At 67.0% G+C, this 15,998-nt stretch carries 16 protein-coding genes and 1 other RNA gene; 9 read left to right on the top strand and 8 right to left on the bottom strand.

The genetic code is table 11. The features are described from left to right. Positions 1–183: 183 nt before the first annotated feature. Positions 184–280: signal recognition particle sRNA small type (gene ffs / locus FVQ98_RS18000), an RNA gene on the bottom strand. 5 nt (positions 281–285) lie between these two features. Beyond that, on the bottom strand, positions 286–543 hold the full coding sequence (locus tag FVQ98_RS17995) for a hypothetical protein (RefSeq protein WP_147914836.1): 258 nt from the start codon (positions 541–543) through the stop codon (positions 286–288). Positions 544–736: 193 nt separating this feature from the next. On the opposite strand from FVQ98_RS17995, the gene dnaX reads away from it, so the two are divergent. From dnaX to FVQ98_RS17975, 4 genes are all read left to right on the top strand, one after another. Next, positions 737–3,010: a DNA polymerase III subunit gamma/tau gene (gene dnaX / locus FVQ98_RS17990; RefSeq protein WP_147914835.1), complete on the top strand. Its 2,274-nt coding sequence runs from the start codon at positions 737–739 to the stop codon at positions 3,008–3,010. 146 nt (positions 3,011–3,156) lie between these two features. Then, a complete protein-coding gene (locus tag FVQ98_RS17985; RefSeq protein WP_147914834.1) occupies positions 3,157–3,492 on the top strand; it encodes a YbaB/EbfC family nucleoid-associated protein in 336 nt (111 codons plus the stop codon). A 185-nt stretch (positions 3,493–3,677) separates the two neighbouring features. Then, the gene (recR, locus tag FVQ98_RS17980; RefSeq protein WP_147914833.1) at positions 3,678–4,268 is read left to right on the top strand and encodes a recombination mediator RecR; all 591 of its coding nucleotides are present in this window, start codon (positions 3,678–3,680) and stop codon (positions 4,266–4,268) included. Positions 4,269–4,626: 358 nt separating this feature from the next. Further along, a complete protein-coding gene (locus tag FVQ98_RS17975) occupies positions 4,627–5,676 on the top strand; it encodes an ABC transporter substrate-binding protein (RefSeq protein WP_147914832.1) in 1,050 nt (349 codons plus the stop codon). Positions 5,677–5,685: 9 nt separating this feature from the next. Here FVQ98_RS17975 and FVQ98_RS17970 read toward each other — a convergent pair whose 3' ends face one another. Together FVQ98_RS17970 and gloB are read right to left on the bottom strand one after the other, a co-directional pair. Next, entirely contained in the window at positions 5,686–7,329 is a 1,644-nt protein-coding gene (locus FVQ98_RS17970; protein WP_147914831.1) for a transglycosylase SLT domain-containing protein, read from the bottom strand. Next, positions 7,326–8,096, bottom strand: coding sequence for a hydroxyacylglutathione hydrolase (gene gloB, locus FVQ98_RS17965; protein ID WP_147914830.1), 771 nt, complete (start codon positions 8,094–8,096; stop codon positions 7,326–7,328). Before gloB ends, FVQ98_RS17970 begins: the two co-directional genes overlap by 4 nt. Before the next feature lie 81 nt (positions 8,097–8,177). On the opposite strand from gloB, the gene FVQ98_RS17960 reads away from it, so the two are divergent. The 3 genes from FVQ98_RS17960 to FVQ98_RS17950 all read left to right on the top strand — a co-directional run bounded on the left by FVQ98_RS17960 (position 8,178) and on the right by FVQ98_RS17950 (position 11,332). Further along, entirely contained in the window at positions 8,178–9,017 is an 840-nt protein-coding gene (locus FVQ98_RS17960; protein ID WP_255507845.1) for a class I SAM-dependent methyltransferase, read from the top strand. A 1-nt stretch (position 9,018) separates the two neighbouring features. Beyond that, a complete protein-coding gene (gene rnhA / locus FVQ98_RS17955; RefSeq protein ID WP_370512983.1) occupies positions 9,019–9,453 on the top strand; it encodes a ribonuclease HI in 435 nt (144 codons plus the stop codon). Between the two features lie 460 nt (positions 9,454–9,913). Beyond that, the gene (locus FVQ98_RS17950) at positions 9,914–11,332 is read left to right on the top strand and encodes a phenylacetate--CoA ligase family protein (RefSeq protein ID WP_147914828.1); all 1,419 of its coding nucleotides are present in this window, start codon (positions 9,914–9,916) and stop codon (positions 11,330–11,332) included. 182 nt (positions 11,333–11,514) lie between these two features. Here FVQ98_RS17950 and FVQ98_RS17945 read toward each other — a convergent pair whose 3' ends face one another. Then, entirely contained in the window at positions 11,515–12,729 is a 1,215-nt protein-coding gene (locus FVQ98_RS17945; protein WP_147914827.1) for an MFS transporter, read from the bottom strand. A 130-nt stretch (positions 12,730–12,859) separates the two neighbouring features. Here FVQ98_RS17945 and FVQ98_RS17940 point away from each other — a divergent pair, with 130 nt between their 5' ends. Further along, positions 12,860–13,876: a LysR family transcriptional regulator gene (locus tag FVQ98_RS17940; RefSeq protein ID WP_147914826.1), complete on the top strand. Its 1,017-nt coding sequence runs from the start codon at positions 12,860–12,862 to the stop codon at positions 13,874–13,876. A gap of 51 nt (positions 13,877–13,927) precedes the next feature. Then, positions 13,928–14,389, top strand: coding sequence for a copper-binding protein (locus FVQ98_RS17935; RefSeq protein ID WP_147914825.1), 462 nt, complete (start codon positions 13,928–13,930; stop codon positions 14,387–14,389). A gap of 55 nt (positions 14,390–14,444) precedes the next feature. On the opposite strand, the gene FVQ98_RS17930 is transcribed toward FVQ98_RS17935, so the two are convergent. From FVQ98_RS17930 to FVQ98_RS19780, 3 genes are all read right to left on the bottom strand, one after another. After that, positions 14,445–14,774: a thioredoxin family protein gene (locus FVQ98_RS17930; protein WP_147914824.1), complete on the bottom strand. Its 330-nt coding sequence runs from the start codon at positions 14,772–14,774 to the stop codon at positions 14,445–14,447. Positions 14,775–14,985: 211 nt separating this feature from the next. Beyond that, a complete protein-coding gene (locus FVQ98_RS17925) occupies positions 14,986–15,723 on the bottom strand; it encodes an enoyl-CoA hydratase/isomerase family protein (protein ID WP_147914823.1) in 738 nt (245 codons plus the stop codon). Between the two features lie 83 nt (positions 15,724–15,806). After that, entirely contained in the window at positions 15,807–15,968 is a 162-nt protein-coding gene (locus FVQ98_RS19780) for a hypothetical protein (protein WP_187265796.1), read from the bottom strand. Positions 15,969–15,998 lie beyond the last annotated feature (30 nt).

Raw genomic sequence — 15,998 nt, 5'->3', positions numbered from 1 at the left:
AGCCACCGAACACCTGCCTCCCATCACGCGACTCGCATTCGACGGGAACAACGTGTTGAGAAACTACAGCTAGTCCGTCTGGGGTCACTCCCCCAGAAATCAAGACTTGGAATGATTTGGGCTGTTTGCGCTAGAGCAATCAGCGCGGGCAGCTATGCAAAAGATAGCGTTGCCGCTGAATAGGGTGACGAGCCTTGACCCCGGCACTGACTCCAAAGTTAGGGCTGCTTGGTTCCCCACCTGACCCGGTTGGCTCCTTCACCATGCGGGAAGGCCCGTCGGGGTCTATTGTAGTGCCTGCAGGCGGCGCTGGGCTTCAACAGGGCCAAAACTCAGGGTGAGCAGGTGCGTGACTTCGGCGCGCAACTGTGCCAACTGGTCGTGGCATTGGCAATCCACCAGGCGGGCTTTCAGGCGACCTGCGCGGGGGTGGCAGCAGCCATCCAGCGAGCCTACCAGCACCATGGCCTGAGGATCGGCGTCCGCGCAGCCTTCGGGGGTGATGGGCGCGCAAGCTTCGATGATTTCGAGCATGTCGGGCAAGTCAGACGCCACATGGGCCGGCTGATACAGCCTGCCGGTGGCGTTGATGTCTACGATGAGTCGGGAATGTCTGTTGCGACGCAGCATACCGGCCTTTTGATAAAAAAGGGGTACATCGTGGCGTACATGCATCAGTTTCAGGGGCGCGGCTCTAAGCCGGAGGCCCCGGGTCTCACACCGTAAAATCCTCAGCATGTCTTATTTGGTTCTGGCCCGCAAATACCGCCCGCGCAAGTTCACGGAGATGGTGGGTCAGGAGCACGTCGTCCAGGCCCTGACCAACGCGCTGACGCAGCAGCGCCTGCACCACGCCTACCTGTTCACCGGCACGCGCGGCGTGGGCAAAACCACGGTGTCGCGCATCCTGGCCAAATCGCTCAATTGCACTGGCCCGGACGGGCAGGGCGGCATCACGGCCGAGCCTTGCGGCGTGTGCGCCGCCTGCACCGAGATCGATGCCGGTCGCTTCGTCGACTACACCGAACTCGACGCCGCCAGCAACCGTGGCGTGGACGAAGTGCAGCAATTGCTGGAGCAAGCCGTCTACAAGCCGGTGCAGGGCCGCTTCAAGGTCTTCATGATCGACGAGGTGCACATGCTCACCGGCCACGCCTTCAACGCCATGTTGAAGACGCTGGAAGAGCCGCCCGAATACCTCAAGTTCGTGCTGGCCACGACCGACCCGCAGAAGGTGCCGGTCACCGTGCTCAGCCGCTGCCTGCAGTTCAACCTGCGGCCGATGGCGCCCGAGACGGTGCTGGAGCACCTCACCCACGTGCTGGCCGCCGAAAACGTGCCGGCCGAACCGCAGGCGCTGCGCCTCTTGGCGCGCGCCGCCCGCGGCTCGATGCGCGACGCGCTCAGTCTGACCGACCAGGCGATCGCGTTCGGCTCGGGCCAGTTGCAGGAAGCCGGTGTGCGGCAAATGCTCGGCTCGGTCGACCGCACTGTCGTGTTCCGCCTGATCGAGGCGCTGGCGCAGGCCGACGGCAAGACCGTAGTCGAGCTGGCCAACCAGCTGCGGGCCACCGGCCTGTCCGCCGCCACCACGCTGGAAGATATGGCCAGCGTGCTGCAACGCATGGCCGTGCAGCAGGCGGTGCCCGACATGGCCGTCGATGCCGCCGACCCCGACGCGCAGGAAACCGCGCGCCTGGCCGCGTTGATGCCGGCCGACGAAACCCAGTTGCTGTACAGCCTGTGCATCCACGGCCGCACCGAGCTGGGCCTGGCGCCCGACGAATACGCTGGTTTGACCATGGTGCTGCTGCGGCTGTTGCCGTTCAAGCCCCGTACCGGTCCAGCGGACGCGGCGGAAAAAAAAACTCTGAAATCAGCTGAAGGCGCGGCGCCAGCGGCCACCTCGCCCGCGGCCGCGGCGTCGGTCAGCCCACCTGCCGCGCAGCCAGCGGCACCGGTGGCCAGTGCGCCACCCCCGGTCGCGCAGCCGAAGCTCGCGTCGCCGGAGAAGGCACCGGCGAGCCCGGACCCAGCGCCGCCGGCGACCATGGACACGGCGCCGCCGCAGGATCGCGCAGTGAACGCGGAATCGGTGATGACCGATGCGCCCGCCGAGCCTGCGGCGGCCGCCGTGACCCACGAGGCAGCACCTGCGGTGAGTCTCGCCGCGCAGACCGCCGCAGCGACGTCAGCGTTAGCGACGCCCGCACCGGGCGCGACGCTGTCAGACGTCGCGCCCGGTGCGGGCGCGGAGGGTGGCGCGACTGACCTCGCCGACAACCCAGCAGACGACATGGGCGACGCCGCCTTCGCACCTATTGACGCGGACGACGCGGGCGCGCCGTGGCCTGACGATTGGGGCGACGCCGACGATCCGCGCGATGCGATGGCGATGGCCCCGCCCAGCGGTTTGCCACCGGCCGCTGGCTCGCCGCTGCGCCCCCTGCCCGTGCGCGGGGCAGCGCATGCGCGTCCCCAGGAATTTGAAGAAAATTCGGCGCTAGCCCTACAACCACCTGCGCAGGCAGCTTCCGATTCGATAGCGGTCAAGGTGCGTGAAGGCAGTGTCGATCGTGCCCAGGCGCAGCCTGCTGCGGGGCCCGAGCCCGAACCGGTCGCCGCCACCGAGCTGGGCGACTTCTGGCATGCGCTGGTGCAGGACCTGATCGCGCGCGAAAAGGTGACGGCCCTGGTGCGCGAACTGGCCCTGCAGGCCCAACTGGCCGAACGGCAGGCCGATCAGTGGACGCTGCGTGTGGAAACCGAAACCCTGCGCCAAGCCGGCGTGCGCGACCGGCTGCAGGCCGCGCTGGCCGACGCCGGGCACGGCGTGCGTCTGAACGTCGAGCTGGGCCGCGTGGCCGACAGCCCATCGCGCCGCAACCACTACGCGGCGGCCCAGCGCATGAAGGCGGCTGAGGCGCTGGTGATGGCCGACCCCTTCGTGCAGGAAATGATGCGCGAGTTTGGGGCGAAAATCGTCCCTGGCAGCATCAAACCGCTGTGACGGCGCACCCGGAGCCAAGCTGGGCGGGCTGCCTCGTTCAAATGGATGCCCCCATGACCAGCGCTCTGGCGCGCGGCGCACGGGTTTCGAACACAACTGGTGGCGCAGCGCGCCGCCGTCCATGGATCTGAAAAGGAAATCAAACGATGTTCAACAAAGGACAACTGGCTGGCCTGATGAAGCAGGCGCAGGCCATGCAGGACAACATGAAGAAGGCGCAGGACGAGCTGGCGCAGATGGAAGTCGAAGGCGAATCCGGCGCCGGCATGGTCAAGGTGCTGATGACGGGCAAGCACGACGTCAAGCGCGTCACCATCGATCCGAGCCTGCTGACCGACGACAAGGACATGCTGGAAGACCTGGTCGCCGCCGCCTTCAACGCCGCCGTGCGCAAGGCCGAGGAAGTCTCAGCCGAGAAGATGGGCAAGCTGATGCCGGCGGGCATGCCGGGCATGCCGCCGGGCATGAAATTCCCGTTTTAAAAGGTCATCCCCCTGAGGCGCTGACGCGCCTTCCCCCTTCTCTCTTCGGGAAGGGGGACAACGCCAGTGCCCGGCGCAGGTCCGGGCACGGCGTTGGCTGGAACGTGTTGCGCCACGATGAGGTCGTAGCTGGGCGAACGACCGCTGTTGGGCTCACTGCGTTTTTACCGCCTGTCTGATTTGCTATGAGTGACACCCACAGTCTCGACACCCTGGTGCAGGCGCTGCGGCGCCTGCCGGGCGTGGGCGTGCGCTCGGCGCAGCGCATGGCGTTTCATTTGCTGCAGCACGACCGCGAGGGCGCGCAACTGCTGGCGCGGTCGCTGCAGGACGCGGTGAGCCAGGTGCGCCATTGCGCGCTGTGCCACACGTTCACCGAAGGCGAGGTGTGCGCCACCTGCCAGGACCCGCGCCGCGACGCCAGCAAGCTGGCGGTGGTGGAAACGCCGGCCGATCAGGCGGCGCTGGAGCGCACGGGGGCGTTCAAGGGGCGCTACTTTGTGCTGATGGGCAAGCTCAGCCCGCTGGACGGCGTGGGGCCGCGCGACATCGGCATGCACAAGCTGATCGAGCGCGCCAGCGACGGCACGGTGCAGGAGGTCATCCTGGCCACCAACTTCACCGCCGAAGGAGAGACGACGGCCCACGTCATCGCGCAGGCGCTGAAGAACCGCGGCCTGACCGTGACCCGCCTGGCGCGCGGCGTGCCGGCCGGCAGCGAGCTGGAATACGTCGACCTGGGCACCATCGCCCACGCGCTGGTCGACCGGCGTTGAGCAGCGGCCGGCAGCGACGCCGAGCACATCGGTCGTTGGTTTGATATCAAATGCATAGCTATCCGCGCTTGCTCTGCAAGGGCTAGACGCCAATTTGATCTATGAGCTCGACCTACAAACCGGGCGTGTGCCACACGCTTGGTTTGGGTCGCTGCCAGCGCCGCGAATGCGTTAGAACTTTCGATTTCGTCCGGCGCGAGCGGCTGTGACGGGCCGGCAGCGCCGGCATCGGGCGTACAGGCAAACCCGATTGGGATACGCCCGGATGCAGCTTGGCGGAGTATTCGCTAACGTCCCGCATATGCGTGCTCCATGCTGGTGGGGGGCATGTTCTAAGTGATCCCGAAGCCTGTTGACAATGCCCGCCCCGAGTTCCTCACGTCGTGCCCTGCTGAGAGGGCTGCCCGCCCTGATCTGGGCGGCCGGGACGGCGCGGGCCCAAAACGGCGCTGCACGGCCTGAGCGCCCCCGCGTCAGCATGGCGGTCAACGAGGGCTCTGCCCTGTACCAACTGCCGCTGACCGTCGCCGCGCAGTTGCGCTACTTTGCGGCAGAAGGGTTGGAGGTTGAATTCCACGAGTTGGGTGGCACCGGCCCGATCCAGCAGTCGCTGACCAAGGGCACGTCCGACTTGGCGGTGGGGGGCGTGGAAAGCGCCATCATGCTGCGCCAGCGTGGCGTGGATTGCATGGCCTTCGCGTTGCTGGGGCGCGCGCCCCAACTGGTGTTTGGCGTCAGCACGCGCGCGGTGCCGGGTTTTCGCCACCTCTCGCAATTGCGGGGCGCCCGGGTCGGCATTTCAGCGCAGGAGCCCGCCACGCACTGGTTTGCCAAGCTCGTGCTGGTGCGCAGCGGCCTGGTGCCTGGCGAGGTGGAGTTCGTGGCGCTGAACAGCGCGCTGTCCGCGGTGGCCGCCCTGCGCGAAGGCGAGATCGCCGCCATCGCGCATTTCGATCCGCTGATCAGCCTGTTGGAGGCGCGCGGCGACATCCGCGTGGTGACCGACACGCGCCTGCTGCGCATCACACAGGATCTGTTTGGGGGGCCAATGCCAGGCGGCAGCCTCTATGCGCCAGCCGAATTCCTTCAACGCAACCCGCGCACGGTGCAGGGCATCACCAATGCGGTGGTGAAGGCGCTCAAGTGGTTGCAAACCGCGGGGCCGAGCGACATCGTGCGCGCCATGCCCGAAGTGTCGATGCATGGCGACCGCGCGGTGTTCCTCGGTGCTTTCGAGAAGTCGCGCGAGGCGCTGTCGCCCGATGGCGTGCTGACCGAATTGGGCGTGCAGACCGCCGTTCGGCTGGTGGAGCGCTACGGCGCCCTCACGCCGCCGGTGCGGGTGTCGGCTGAAGCGGTGTACACCAACGAATTCGCCCGCAAGGCCAAGCAGCGCTTCCAGGCCTGAGGCGGGTCTTCAGCGCTTGCTCTTGCCCTTGGCGGATGTTCTGGCCGGGGCGGACTTGGCCGCAGCCTTGCCGCCTGAAGACGATCTGGCAGTCGACTTGGCCGTCTTGCTTTCCTTGCCGCCTTTGGCAGCCCGCGCCGATGGCTGGCCCTTGGCGGCGCGGCCGCTGGCACGCTCGGCCTTTTGGTGGCCCCGGCTGGGCGTGCTGCGCTCGGCGCGGGCGCGGTGGCGGGCAGAGGCGATGCCGTCACCCGCCGCCGCAGCGGCGGCGCGCACCGGCAGGTACAGCACCACCGGCTGGCCGCGCTTCAGGCTGGCGTGGGCGCCGCCCTTGTTCCAGCCGGCCACGGTGGCGGCTGGCAGGTCGTAGCGGCTGGCCACGCTGGCGATGGTGTCGCCCTTGCGTGCGCGCACCGTGGTGCGGCGCAACACCACTTCCGGCGTGTACGAGAGTTGGGCGTTGTTGACGACGTGGCTTGCCACCGCTGTGGCTGCGCCGTTGCTGCGCTTGACCAGCACCGTGGAGCCGCTCTTGATCAGCATGCCGCGCGGGATGTTGTTCATCTCGCGGAAGCTTTCCTCGTCCATGCCGAAGCGGCTGGCAACTTCGCGCGAGGGCAGGTTGGAAGGCGCGACCCAGGCCGTCCACGAGGCCAGCGACTGCGGGTCGGCGGCGGCCAGGTTGCGGTTGAAGGTGACGGCGTTGTTCCAGGGCAGCAGCACCTGCGGCGTGCCCGCGGCGAAGATCACCGGCTTGCGCTGCGAGGGATTGAGGGCGCGAAAGTCCTCCAGCCGCACCTCGGCCATGCGCGCGGCCACTTCCACGTCGATGTCCTTGGTGATGTCGACCGTGTCGAAGAAGGGGTGGTTCTCGATCAGCGGCAACGCGGTGGCGTAGCTGTCGGGGCGGGCGATGATGTTCTTGACCGCCTGCAGCTTGGGCACGTAGTTGCGCGTCTCGGCCGGCATGCTCAGGTCGAGATAGCCGGTGCCCAGGCCCGCCGCCTGGTTGCGCGTGATGGCGCGGTTCACGTTGCCCTGGCCCCAGTTGTAGGCGGCCAGCGCCAAATGCCAGTCGCCAAAGCGGTCGTGCAACTGCTGCAGGTAGTCGAGCGCGGCGCGGGTCGAGGCGATCACGTCACGCCGGTCATCGCGCAGCATGTTCTGGCGCAGGTCGAACGAGCTGCCGGTGGCCGGCATGAACTGCCACATGCCCGCCGCCTTGGCGCTGGACACGGCCTGCGGGTTGAAGGCCGATTCGATGTAGGGCAGCAGCGCCAATTCGGTCGGCATGCCGCGCAGTTCCAGCTCTTCGACGATGTGGAAGATGTACATGCGCGAGCGCTCGGTCATGCGCTGGATGTAGTCGGGGCGGCTGCTGTACCACTGCTCCTGCTGGCGCACCAGGTCGGTGTCGAGGTCGGGCATGGCGTAGCCGCGGCGAATGCGGTCCCACAGGTCGGCCGGGGCGTCCAGCGGCGCGACCTTGCCCGAGCGCAGCTCGGTCATGGAGACCGGCGGCATGTCGCCCGCGGTGGGTTGGCGGGTCGAGGTGGACGTGCGGGAGGGCGCATCGCCGGAGGTGCTGCCTGGGGCGGCGCAGCCAGCCAGCCAGACGCTGGCGGCCAGCGCCAGCACATAGGACCATTTCATCGGAAGTTGTTTTTCCATTCGCGAAGCGCGGCGAACACCGCCACTTCGTCCGTTGCGGAAGCCGCCTGCGTGTGCACGGATTGCACGACCTCAGGTTCCCGGCTGCGGAGAAAAGGGTTGACCGCACGCTCCGTCCCGATGGTGGACGGCAGCGTCGGCTGGCCCTGGGCGCGCAGCTGTTCGCAGCGCTGCAGGTAATCGGCCAGAGCCTGGTTGCTTGGTTCCACCACACAGGCAAAACGCAGGTTGGACAAGGTGTACTCGTGCGCGCAGCAGACCCGCGTGTTGCCCGGCAGTGCGGCCAGGGTGTCGAGCGAGGCCAGCATCTGCGCCGGCGTGCCTTCGAACAGGCGGCCACAGCCGCCGGAAAACAGCGTGTCGCCGCAGAACAGCAGCGGCGCGTCGTTCACATCGGCGGCGAAGTAGGCGATGTGCCCGGCCGTGTGGCCCGGCACGTCGATCACGCGAAAGTCCACGCCCAGCGCCTGAACGTGGTCACCGCCTTGCAGCGGGCGAAACGGTTCGGGGATGCGCTCGCGCGCCGGACCGCAGACGAGGGCGCCGGTGGTGGCGTGCAATTCGGCCACGCCACCGGTGTGATCGGCGTGGTGGTGCGTGACTAGAATGTTCGCCAGCGTCAGGCCCTGCTGGCGCAGCGCTGCCAGCACGGGCGCCGCTTCGCCCGGGTCCACCACCAAGGCGTGGCGTCCGTCGTGCAACATCCAGAAATAGTTGTCCTGGAAGGCGGGCAGTGCAATCAATTCCATGAGTGGGCGATTATAAAAACGCGTGATCGTCCGCTTGTCCGAGCTACCCATCTTTACACTTGCACCTCTTGACGCATGCCGATGACCGGCCTGTTTGATTGGTTTCATACACCGCCCGGCCAGTACGCGCTGGCCTGGGAGCAGGCGCAGTTCGATGCTGCGCTGGCCGACGTGTTCGGCTACCACGCCGTGCAGTTGGGCCTGCCCGCACTGGACGCGCTGCGGGCCAACCGCATGCCGCACCGCTGGTACGCCGATCTGGGCGGCGTACATCCTGGCGCAGAAGCACCTGAGGCGTCTGCTTGGCCTCCGCTCACCGCCGACGCGGCACCATCGGCCTGGAAGACAGCGCTGGTCACCGACAGCGCCGCCCTGCCGTTGGCCGAGGCCAGTGTCGACCTCGTGGTGCTGCCGCACACACTGGAGTTCAGCGCCGACCCGCACGCCACGCTGCGCGAGGTGCAGCGCGTGCTGGTGCATGAGGGGCGGGTGGCCATCTCGGGCCTGAACCCGGCCAGTCTGTGGGGCTGGCGGCAGGTGCGCGCGCATGTGTACCGCAGCCTGGGGAGTGGCAGTACTTACCTGCCGGACGGCTGCGAATTCATCGGCCACTGGCGCTTGCGCGACTGGCTGCGTCTGCTGGAGTTCGAGCTGGAATCGATCGCCTTTGGCTGTTACCGACCGGCCGTGCGCAGCGCCGGCGCACTGGCGCGCTTTGAATGGGTGGACCGCATAGGCGCCCGCTGGTGGCCGGTGCTGGGCGCCGCCTACGTGGCCGTGGCGGTCAAGCGCACCCAGGGCGCCAAGCTGGTGGGCGCCCGTTGGAAAAAGGCGCCCGCGGTGTCGGGTGCTCCTGTTTCGGTAGCTGGTCGCGCAGCACCACAGCCGTCTGTTAGAAGAAATGACCTTGAATCGAATTGAGATGTTCACCGATGGCGCCTGCAAGGGCAACCCCGGCCGCGGCGGCTGGGGCGTGTGGTTGCGTTCGCCCGGGCATGAGAAAGAGCTGTTCGGCGGCGAGGCCCACACCACCAACAACCGCATGGAACTGACGGCGGTGATCGAAGGCCTGTCCGCGCTCAAGCGGCCGTGCGAGATCGACCTGTACCTGGACAGCCAGTACGTGCGCCAGGGCATCACCGAATGGATCACCGGCTGGAAGGCCAAGGGCTGGCGCACTTCCAGCAAGCAGCCGGTCAAGAACGTCGACCTATGGCAGCGCCTGGACGCGCTGGTCAGCGGCGCGGGTCACACCATCCACTGGCACTGGGTGCGCGGCCACGCCGGGCACGAGGGCAACGAGCGCGCCGATGCGCTGGCCAACCGCGGTGTCGATTCGCTGCGGTCGGGCACCTGAAACGCGGCGCACGCGCCAAGCATGGCGACACGGGGCGACTTCAACGAGTGCGTGGCGGCGCCAGAATTTAGGCCGGGCGTTCTGGCTGGTTTCACACCACCAGCCATCGGCATCCGCTGCGACGCGCGGACTCGTTGATGGACAATTGCTCCTAAAAAAGTAGCTGTATTCGCAGTATGGAAAAGGGCTTATAGCGAAATTCTATGTACTAGTGACAGTTTTAAGGCGAAGTAAGTCTCTGCAAGTGATCTGTCCAATTTGACCCTTGTCAATACGGGCGCACCCGGGTCTGGCAACATGGATTGACAGCCGCTGAAGGACGTGATTGCCGCCGTTTTTTACTGTCGCAGGCGGGAACTTGAACGGGGGCGCGCGCATCGGACGGTAAACAGGAGACATCACGCATGACAGGCCAGCATTCGTGCCGGTGGACGCGTGGCGGCAGCCAAAGGCGCCGCCCATGACGTCCGTATTCGACCCCTTGCACATGCAGGCCGCCACGCTGGACGTGATGGCCGCCACGCATGCCACGCCTTCGTTGCTGGCGCAGCGCCAGCAACAGCGGCTCGCGCGCCTGCTCGACGCCGCGCGCCACGGCTCGGCTTTCTACCGCGAGCGGCTAGCACCGGCGGCAGGCCGGGGCCACCATCTTGCGCACGTGCCGCACGTCACCCGGGCCGAATTGATGGGTGACTTTGACCAGTGGGTGACCGATCCGGCGTTGCGCCTCGATGAACTGCGCGATTTCACCGCTGACGACACACGGGTCGGTGAAGCCTGGCTTGGCCGCTATGTGGTGTGGGAAAGCTCGGGTACCAGCTCAAAGCCGGGTGTGTTCGTGCAGGACGCGCCGGCGATGGCGGTGTACGACGCGCTCGAGGCGGTGCGCCACCGTGTTGCCGGACGCAGCAGCGGCGCGGGGCGGTTGTTCGGTCCGTTCTCGGCGCTCGACGCGTTCGGCGCGGGTGATCGCACCGCGATGGTCACGGCCACCGGCGGACACTTTGCCAGCGTGGTCAGCTTCGAGCGCCTGCGCCGCGTCAACCCCTGGTTGGCCAAGAGCGCGCGCTGCTTCAGCCTGCTGCAGTCGACCGAGGCGCTGGTGGCTGCGCTGAACGAATTCCAGCCTACCGTGCTCGCCACCTACCCGACCGCGGCGGCCCTTCTGGCCGATGAAGCAGCTGCGGGGCGGTTGCAGATCCGGCCACGCTGCGTCATGACGGGTGGCGAGGCGCTGGGCGCCGCCGCGCGTGAGCGCGTGCGCCGCAGCTTCGATGGCGCGGCGGTGCGCAGCAGCTACGGTGCGTCGGAATTCCTGCCAATCGCCTGGGAATGCGCGCACGGCCATCTGCACGTCAACGAAGACTGGGTGATCCTGGAGCCGGTGGACGAGCACTACCGCCCGGTGCCACGCGGCCAGCCCTCGCACACGGTGCTGCTGACCAACCTCGCCAACCTGGTGCAGCCGCTGATCCGCTACGACCTGGGCGACCAGGTCACGCTGCACAGCCAGCGCTGCGGCTGTGGCTCGCCGCTGCCCATGCTGGACGTCGGCGGTCGCCGCGACGACGTGCTGCGCGTGCCTTCTCTGCGACGCAAGGGCGAAACCGTCAGCCTGCTGCCCATGGCCCTGTGCACCGTGGTCGAAGAGCAGTGCGGTCTGTTCGACTTCCAGCTGCAGCAGCGCGACACCCATACGCTGGTGCTGCGCGTGCCGCACGAGGGCGACGAGGCGCGCGCCGTGATCGACCGCTGCCGCGATGCACTGCAGCACTTCGCTACCGCGCAGGGCGCCGAGCCCATCCGCGTATTGGGCGAGGCTGGCGTGGTGGTACCGCGCGGGCGCAGCGGCAAGGCCTGCCGGATGCTGATGGCTTGAACGTCGGGTCGGTCGATGGCGACGCCGACCGAAGACCGGTGCTGGGCAGCTGTCTGAACGGGCCAATTTTTAGTGAAATCGAGCTGTATACCTACAGCCATCAGCGCAGTCAGCTACTTAATTGATAGTGATGATGCCCTGAATAAGCGACGTCCATCAAGAGCTTCAGCGCCAACTCGCCGTCACGCCGCCTGCATCGCAGGCTTGACCGGTGCCTCGCGGATCGGCAGGTTGACCACGGCGGCCATCAGGGCCAGCGCAATGTCGGCCCACCACATCCATGTGTAGTCGCCAAAGCGGGTGATCGCCAGGCCGCCCAGCCACGCGCCCAGAAAGCCACCGATCTGGTGCGACAGCAGCGTCAGCCCGAACAACGTGCCCAGGTAGCGCACGCCGAACAGCTTGCCGACGATGCCGGCCGTTGGCGGTACCGTGGCCAGCCAGGTGAAGCCCAGGCCGATCGCGAAGATGTAGAACACCCACGGCTCCCGCGGCATCGCCAAGTACCACAGCACCAGCAGCGCGCGGCTGGCGTACATGATGGCCAGAATCATCTTGCTTCGGTACTGCCCCACCAGGTGACCCACCACCAGGCTGCCCACGATGTTGGCCAGGCCGATCAGCGCGAGCGACCAGCTCGCCACCGACGGGGGCAGGCCGCACAGGTCGACCTCTGTTGGCAGGTGTGTCACCAGGAACGCAATGTGAAAGCCGCAAGTGAAAAAACCCAGATGGAGCAGCAGGTAGCTGCGGTCGCCCATCGCCTCCCGCACGGCGCGGCGCAGGCCGCCGTCGTCTGCCGCGACCGTATGGACGGTGTTGCCGCCCTTGGTCACGCGGCCGATCATCGGCAGCGCCGCGAGCGAGACCACGGCCAGCGTGTACATGGCGCCCATCCAGCCGAACAGCTGGATCAGCTTTTGCGCGAGCGGCGCAAACACGAACTGGCCCATCGAGCCCCCCGCGTTGATCACACCCGAGGCGGCGCCTCGCGCCTCGGGGCTCATGCGCTGCGCCGCCGCTCCGATCAGCACCGAGAAACTGCCCGCGCCCGCTCCCATCGCGACCAGCAGACCCTGGGTGAAGATCAGGCCCCATCCAGTGCTGACCATCGGCGTCAGCGCCGTGCCCAGCGCCAGCACCAGCACCCCCGCGATCAGTACGGCGCGCGGGCCCCAGCGGTCGGCTGCCGCGCCCGCCAGCGGCTGCACCGCGCCCCAGGTGAACTGCGCGACGGCCAACGCGAAACTGATGGTGGCAATGCCCAGCCCGGTGGTGGTGTTCATCGGGCCCACGAACAGGCCGACCGACTGGCGGGCACCCATCGTCACCATCAGAATGCCGGCCGCTGCCAGCGTGATGCCCATGACGCCGGGACCGCGAAGTTGCTTGAACATGGTGAAACCGCCTGAGAAATCTTGATCCGGGGCGCGGAGAAGCGTGATCGGATGCGATGGGATCATAGGGCCTGAAGCTGGTGACAAAACAGCGCAAAATGGACGTGTTTATGTCAATGATTGGTTGACAATGGTGCATTCCCGGGCTCAAAAGTTGCGGCAATCCTCATCCGATGCTGCTCACGCGATCCGGCAGGGCAGAGGCGTCAGCGGCCCGCCGGCCGCGGCGCCCGCCGCGCAGTGGCTGCCGGCCTGGGCGGCAATTGTGCGCACGGTTGAACACGGCAGCATGGCCGCCGCGGCGCGCGAACTGGACTGCACGCGCGCGTTGGTCAGCAAGCAGATCGCCGAGCTGGAAGCCATCCTCGGCGCTCGCCTGCTTGAACGCTCGACGCGCCGCCTGAGTCTGACCCCGGCGGGCGAGCAGTTTCATCACCACGCGCTGGCCGCGCTCGACGCCGTGGCTGCCACGCAGATCGCCGTGCGCAACCAGGGCGAAACGCCGCTGGGGGTACTGCGGGTCAGTGCCACCATCAGCTTCGGTCGCGTGTACATCGCGCCGCTGCTCGGGCGCCTGGCCGACGCACACCCTGGCTTGACCTGCGAGTTGATCCTGAGCGACCAGTTGGTCGATCTGGAGGCCGAGGACATCGATCTGGCTTTGCGCATGACCCGCATGCCGCCCCAGGACGCCGTGGTGCGGCGGTTGGCGACGCTGGAGCGCCTCATCTGTGCCTCGCCCGCCTACCTGCAGATGCATGGGACGCCGCAGCATGCCGGCGAGCTGCCGCACCACCAGACGCTCAGCTACCTGCTCACCGACGACCACCGCTGGCACTTGATCGACCCGCAGGGCGAGGAGCACATCCACACCGCGACCAGCCGGCTGCGCATGAACAGCACCGACGCCATGGTGGACGCCGCTGTCGCAGGACGCGGTCTGGCCATCCTGCCGGAATACCTTGCGCAGCCCTTGCTGCGCGACGGCCGCCTGGTACAGGTGCTGAGCGACCATGAGCCCAGTACCCGTTTCGGCCGACACTTGTACGCTTGCTACACGCCCAGCCGCGTGCGCATCGCCAAGGTGCGCGTGATGTTGCAGGCGCTGGAAGAAATGTTTCTCCCCGTACCTCCTTGGGGCGCCTGACGCCACTTGGCTGGCGGCCGTGGGGCACCGTCACAGTGTGACAATGCGGCCGTGAACCTATTCCTCCTGCGCTGTCCACCGTTGCTGCAAGCCGCGATGGTGATCGGCTTGCTTGGGTCGCAGGGTGTCCGCGCCACGGAGGTGACTTCGAGACCCGGGTTCTTGTTCGCTCGCGCGCCGTACGGTGATGGCGGTGCGCCGGTTTCGGCGCAGGCCGACCGCCCTGGCAGTTCAGTGAACGCGCGCGTCGTCTACACCCGCGCTGTGGTTCGCAGCTTGCCGAGCCCACGGGAACCCAATGCCTTGCGACTCAAGTTGTTGCCCGGAGGGAAGATCCCCTTCACGACGGTCACGTTTCGCGTGGCGGACCCGTCGTTGGTGCTGGGCCTGCAGGTCGGCGATCATGTGGGTTTTGTCGCTGAGGCGCGCCCTGAAGGGAACACGGTGGTGCGTCTGCGGGCGGTCTCACCTTGCGCGCGCTTCCAGCCGTGCTCGACCATTTTCGACGACTGATCCACGACCTTCACGGGGTACGCCGGCTGGCGCCCCGTGGGTCAGGCCGTGCCACTCAATCGCTGAGTTGCTTCAGCGCTTGGGCGATAGCGCCCGAGCCATCTGGCCGAACGAGCCGGGCGACCTCCTGCCCGTCCTTCAGGAAAACCAGCGTCGGCCACAGCTTGATGCCATAGCTTCGTCCCAGGCGCCGTCCCGGGCCATCCTCGACCTTGACGTGCGGAACATCCGCGCCCGCCTGAGCGAAGGCGGCTTCGATGTCCGGTTGCGCCCCTCGACACCAGCCACACCAGTTCGTCCCGAACTCGAGCACAAGCGCGCCGCGCTGCGCGTCGACATCAGCGCGGGTCAGCGATTCAGGAATAAAGGTGGGTGTGTAGGCCATGACATGTGCAGGATAGCCCGTTGGCCGATTCGCGGCCATGGAAGGGGATTGCGAATCGGCCAGATCTGATGGCGCAGCTTGGTCGGGCCTGAAGTCGATAAACGGCAGAAGCCGGGCAGGGACCGCGCGTCCATTTGGGTGGCCCAGCGTCACTGCGCCGCCATGCGTCGGTCAGGCCGGCGCACGACGCGTTGCCGATGCCGTCGCTGGCTCAGCGGCCAGCGTAAACCGGGAGGCGTTTTTCCCTGAAGGCAGCCATGCCTTCCTTGATGTCGTCGCTCTCGCGCACGACATTCAGTTGGCGCAGGGTCTCCGACATGGCCTCGGCCGGGCTCTTGGGCAGCACGTGCTGGTTCACGAAGCGCTTGATGGTGGTGAGGACCAATGGTGCAGAGTCCGCCAGCGTCTGGGCCTGCTGCATGGCTACTTCGACCTGCTTGCCGGTGTCGACCACGTCGCTCACGAGCCCGACGTTGTAGGCGCGATGGGCATCCATGGTGCGTCCCAACAGGATCAAATCCATGGCCACCTTGTGCGGGATGCGCGCGGCCAGGCCGGCGATCATGCCGCCGGTGAAGCCCAGGCGAGCCTCGGGGTAGGAGAACTTCGTGTTGTCGGCCGCGACGATCAGGTCGCACATCATGGTGAGCACCATGGCACCGCCCACGCACCAACCAGCCGTTGCGGCAATGATCGGCTTGTCGGTGGTGAAGCCAGATCCCGGGATGCAGCGCCACAGCTCGGACAGGTTGCTCACGTCGGCGCCCGAGGAGAAGGCGTCGTTGCCCGAGCCGGTGATGACGGCCACGCGCTGATCGGAGGCGTCGAACTCGGCGAAGCCCGCCTGAAGTTCCAGCGCGGTCTCCTTGCAGATGGCGTTCTTGCGAGCGGGGCGGTTGATGGTGAACAGCGTGACCTTGCCGTGCTGTTCGATGCTGACTTGCGACATGGATGTCTCCTGATGAATGACTGTGACTAGGCGGGGCGCCTTTTGTTGGCTGTTCAAGGCTTCTGCGCGGCGCCGGAGGGTTCTCAGCGAATGCCTGCGCGCGTGCCCATGGCGATGGCGCCTTGCCCGGTGACCTTGGCCTTGCGCGGACTCACTTTGATCTCGAAGTCACGTGCAGCGCCTCCGCCTCCAAGTTCGTGCACGCGCCAGCACAGGCACAGGGTCTCGAACGAAGCGGCGGTCACGTGGTGGTCCGGCAGAGGCTCAAAAAAGTA

Origin of the sequence: Ottowia flava (assembly GCF_008017535.1) — a bacterium.
In the GTDB taxonomy this organism is placed as follows: Bacteria; Pseudomonadota; Gammaproteobacteria; order Burkholderiales; family Burkholderiaceae_C; genus Ottowia; species Ottowia flava.
This window is presented reverse-complemented; position numbering and strand designations above follow the sequence as displayed.